3 protein-coding genes and 1 tRNA gene are annotated in these 3,896 nt (G+C 56.0%); 1 reads left to right on the top strand and 3 read right to left on the bottom strand.

Annotated elements, in window-relative coordinates; all coding sequences use genetic code 11:
* Window positions 1–224 precede the first annotated feature (224 nt).
* The 3 genes from ACE3QM_RS22645 to ACE3QM_RS22635 form a co-directional block, all read right to left on the bottom strand.
* Window positions 225–1,928: a hypothetical protein gene (locus ACE3QM_RS22645; RefSeq protein ID WP_374425075.1), complete on the bottom strand. Its 1,704-nt coding sequence runs from the start codon at window positions 1,926–1,928 to the stop codon at window positions 225–227.
* Window positions 1,929–2,094: 166 nt separating this feature from the next.
* Window positions 2,095–2,400: an H-NS family nucleoid-associated regulatory protein gene (locus ACE3QM_RS22640; protein WP_048410597.1), complete on the bottom strand. Its 306-nt coding sequence runs from the start codon at window positions 2,398–2,400 to the stop codon at window positions 2,095–2,097.
* A gap of 104 nt (window positions 2,401–2,504) precedes the next feature.
* Window positions 2,505–3,539: a folate-binding protein YgfZ gene (locus ACE3QM_RS22635; protein WP_374425073.1), complete on the bottom strand. Its 1,035-nt coding sequence runs from the start codon at window positions 3,537–3,539 to the stop codon at window positions 2,505–2,507.
* A gap of 193 nt (window positions 3,540–3,732) precedes the next feature.
* On the opposite strand from ACE3QM_RS22635, the gene ACE3QM_RS22630 reads away from it, so the two are divergent.
* Window positions 3,733–3,808, top strand: a tRNA-Asn gene (locus tag ACE3QM_RS22630).
* Window positions 3,809–3,896 lie beyond the last annotated feature (88 nt).

Genomic DNA, 3,896 nt, shown 5'->3' with positions numbered 1-3,896 from the left:
TGTCTGCTGAGGAGGCGAACTATACGTCACGCCCCCAAGCCCGTCAACACCTTTCGCGACAAAAACCGTAACAAAAGCGGGCCACACACCCCAAGCCCTTGATACGGCAACGAATATCCATAAGAGGTATTTAATAAGCCCCCATCACCCCCGCGAAACAGCTAGCAAAACGGGCCGGAGATCAACTCCGGCCCGTCGGCACTTTCCTGCATTCCATCCGCGCATCACAGCACGACAGGCATTTTCTCCAAGGCTTTCACCAACTCGACCTCAACCAGGCACCAGTCACTTCCCTTATCCATTACCTTGCCGAGAGATAGTTGGAAGTGCTTTCCTTTGGCCGTCATATAAAACTCTTTGCCGTGCACATATAAGGAGAGGGGTAGCAGCACCGCATTGATGACCTTGCCTGCCTTCTGACACGGCACGAATAGCGCGATGTGGCCAGCCAGCCACACCTGCTCCGGAGGCAGAGTAGGGTCTATCAGGCGGACATCAGTAGGCCGCAGCGATGCCGCCACTGGTCGACGACTCAGGGTTTCAAGCCCCAGATAGATCTGATCCGGCGAAGTGCGCTTTACTCGCCTCACCACGCCCAGGCTCCAGCTATCGACGGACTTCTCCCGGAAACCAACCAAAGCCCCCAGGCCTACCCATTCATTCCCCATCGCCTTTAAGGTCACGCCCAGGCCGGTCTGGCTGATATTGTCGACATCCCAGCGCGAGAACTCCTCTTTCAATGGAGGCACCGCGGCTTCGCCGCCGACATTAATCGACAAAGGCACGCCTTTATCTCTTTTTCTGGTGGTGACAAACCCATAGATGCGGATATTGGCCGCATCGTCGAAGCCACCTTCTTCCGACGGCTCCTGCTGTTTGGCTTCGTCCAAAGCCCGAATCAAGCGGTGCAGCACCGGCAGGCGATAAGCAACTTCTATGCTTTGACCAGAAACCGGCACCCGCTCCGCGCGCTCAAATCGCATTTGCTGCGGTGACCATTCCCGCATCAACAAGCGCAAGGCATTGGCATCAATCCCCGGCTCCATCAGCCGCTTGATCTCGGGCGGCACCCTGCCCGCATCCAGCACAATGCTCCAGCCGTGCAGGATCTCAACCAGGTCGGCCGTCCCCCAATAACGCGCGGCCTCATCCACCAAGCCGCCACTCACCCGAGCGGCGGAGTGCGGGCCATTCAGCGACACGCCGAAACTGGAATGATCCGAATACACTCTCGATAAAGACATGCGGTTGCTCAATACCTGCAGCAACTGATAGGCGAAATGCAGTTGTCGACCGCTGAGATTCCCGCCGCTCAATACGGCAAGCATATGCAGAATCAGAAACTGATCTTGCACCGTCGTCGCCGGACGGCCATCACCAAATAAAAACACGGGAACGGAGTCACAGCCATGGTGCTCCGCAAACCAATACAATTGGTTAACACCCAGCCAAAAAGCAGGCTCCGGGTTAAAGTTTCGCACCCAATGCCAGCGCGCATGCTCGCCTAGATAAGACATCATCCGGGACAACACGATAGGCAGCAGGGTCAGCACTTTGGCGCCCTCCACCGAATCGGCGTCAACTGTCAGCACATGCTGATAACTATCGATAAAGCATTTTCCATATGCCAGTATCTGATTTCTCAGCTGCGCTTCCAGCGCCTTGGGCATCCGCGTATTCAATAGATATTGCGCGCACAGACTCTCATGCAGAGGCTCGGTCTCTTGGTTTAGCGCTAGCAGCGCTTCGACGCGGTCCACTGTAATATTGTGCCAATCCAATTCCAACGGCGACAGCAAAGCCACCACGCGCTCATGCGCGGCTGCGCCATACTCCTGCTTCAAGGCTGCGACAAACTCCCTGGCCGCCTCGGCATTGGCCAGTGGATCCGAACGCCCCTTGGCCCCTCTTGAAAAAAAATCCAGCATAGCCGCCCACTCTCAAGACAATGTCAGCACACCCAGATCACAACGCGAAACAGCTTGAACGCTACATCCATTTATAGCAAGCATCAAGCCAGACCGCAGGCGGCCGGACAAAGAAAAAGCGCCCATGACAGGCGCCTTCGAAATCCGGAATAAAACGACGGATGGCTTAGATAGCCAGAGCTTCCAGCGCCTTGCCGCTGGAAATCCACTCCTGAACCCAAACCGGTTTGCGACCGCGGCCGGTCCAAGTCAGTTCCGGGCTGGCCGGGTGGCGATACTTGGCTTCCACCGGCTTGCGCACGCCGCCGGTTTTGCCCAGCACTTCTTCCACGCTCAGGCCATAGGCGCGAGCCAGTTCGATGATCTGCTTCTTGGCTTTGGACTTTTCTTCGCTTTCGCGGCGCTTGATTTCAGCTTCGACGTCGGCACGCAAAGCCACCAGCTGGGTAAAATCCAATTTCGACAGTTCCATTAGCATGTTCCCAAATATATTTTTTAAGAGTAGTGGTGCATTACAGATGGTAATGTAGCCAAGCTATTCCCATCAAGTCAAGGAAGCGCAACAGAAATCAGCAATTAATTTGCCGCGTCTTCATTCAGCGAATAGGGCAGTTCCAGTTGCTGCAACTTTATAGTGCAAGCTTCATCGGCATAAATGCCATCCTCCCATGCCTGGAATTGAACAACGACCAAGCCTTGATAACACTCGGCGGCCACCTGGCAGACCGCCGCAATCATGCCAATCGATTGTCCCTCAACGCCTGGGCTAAAAAGCTTGGTCCCTACCGGCGCAAATTGCTGGAATGAAACCTTGAACAGGCGGCGCTTCATTTTTCCCAGATATTGGGAACGCGCGACGATTTCCTGCCCCGGATAGCAGCCCTTCTTGAAACTTACCCCGCCAATCAATTCCATATTCGCCATTTGCGGCACAAACTGTTCTTGCGTTGACAAAGTCAGCCATGGAATGCCGGCATCAATATCGCGCCAGCCCCAAACTTCCGAAGAGATCAGCGCGCTCGACTGCAGCAGCTTCTCACCGATAGTCGCGCCCTCGGCTTCCGCCGCCAGCATGAAGCCCGCTCCGGGCAGGGCGATCAAGCGTCCCGACGGCGTAGGCAGCACGCCGCGCGGCGTCACCGCCGCCACCAAGGCCGGGTCCAGACCCAAGGCTTCCGCCGCGACCATGCCGCCAACACCGACCAAGACCAGATCGTCGGCAATGGATACCTTGACCTTGGAGCGCAGCACGAACATGCTCAGCCGCTTGACCACGAAGTCGGCCAAATCCGCAGAAACCGCCAAGTAAAAGACACCCTGGCTGCGCCAAGCCAGAAAGCTGGCCAGCATCCGCCCTTTGGCCGAAGAGTAGCTGCTGTATTGAGCACGGCTTTCATCAGCCAGCTCGCGCACATCGCTGGAAAGTTGCCCCTGCAAAAAGGCTTCAGCATCCTCTCCCGCCACCTGAATGACTTTACGATCATCCAGAATCGCCAGCGCGGCGCCGGCTTTCAGCGCTTCCAGTTGACTGATACGGGCATTTAATTCGCCAGCGGCATTATTCGCCAGTTCCGCTCGCTCGCTCAACGCAAGCTTCCAATCCAGATTCATTTAATCCACCTTAAAAACGCGGGCTTGTCCGCATTGGCAATGATTGAAATTTTAACGCGCCCCCATCCACGTCGCCACTCGGGATTTGCCGCCCTCAAGGGCCGGCAAGCACCGCCATAGCGCCATCTGCGATTTTCCGCCGCCAAGTGTTGACAGCCAAGCGGGCTGAAGCTATAGTTCGCCCTCACTCAAATCCCTGATAGCTCAGTTGGTAGAGCGACGGACTGTTAATCCGCAGGTCGCAGGTTCGAGCCCTGCTCGGGGAGCCAATACGGCTTCGTTTGAGAATTGCTGGTTTTTTATTCCCTGATAGCTCAGTTGGTAGAGCGACGGACTGTTAATCCGCAGGTCGCAGGT

The sequence above is a fragment of the Chromobacterium sp. genome (assembly GCF_041912965.1).
Taxonomy (GTDB): Bacteria; Pseudomonadota; Gammaproteobacteria; order Burkholderiales; family Chromobacteriaceae; genus Chromobacterium; species Chromobacterium aquaticum.
The sequence above is the reverse complement of the archived record's forward strand: the minus strand, read 5'-3'. Positions and strand labels throughout refer to the sequence as shown.

Coding starts and splice junctions, on each gene's coding strand:
- ACE3QM_RS22645 (WP_374425075.1), bottom strand. CDS start 1,928: ATGCTGGATTTTTTTTCAAGAGGGGCCAAGGGGCGTTCGGATCCACTG.
- ACE3QM_RS22640 (WP_048410597.1), bottom strand. CDS start 2,400: ATGGAACTGTCGAAATTGGATTTTACCCAGCTGGTGGCTTTGCGTGCC.
- ACE3QM_RS22635 (WP_374425073.1), bottom strand. CDS start 3,539: ATGAATCTGGATTGGAAGCTTGCGTTGAGCGAGCGAGCGGAACTGGCG.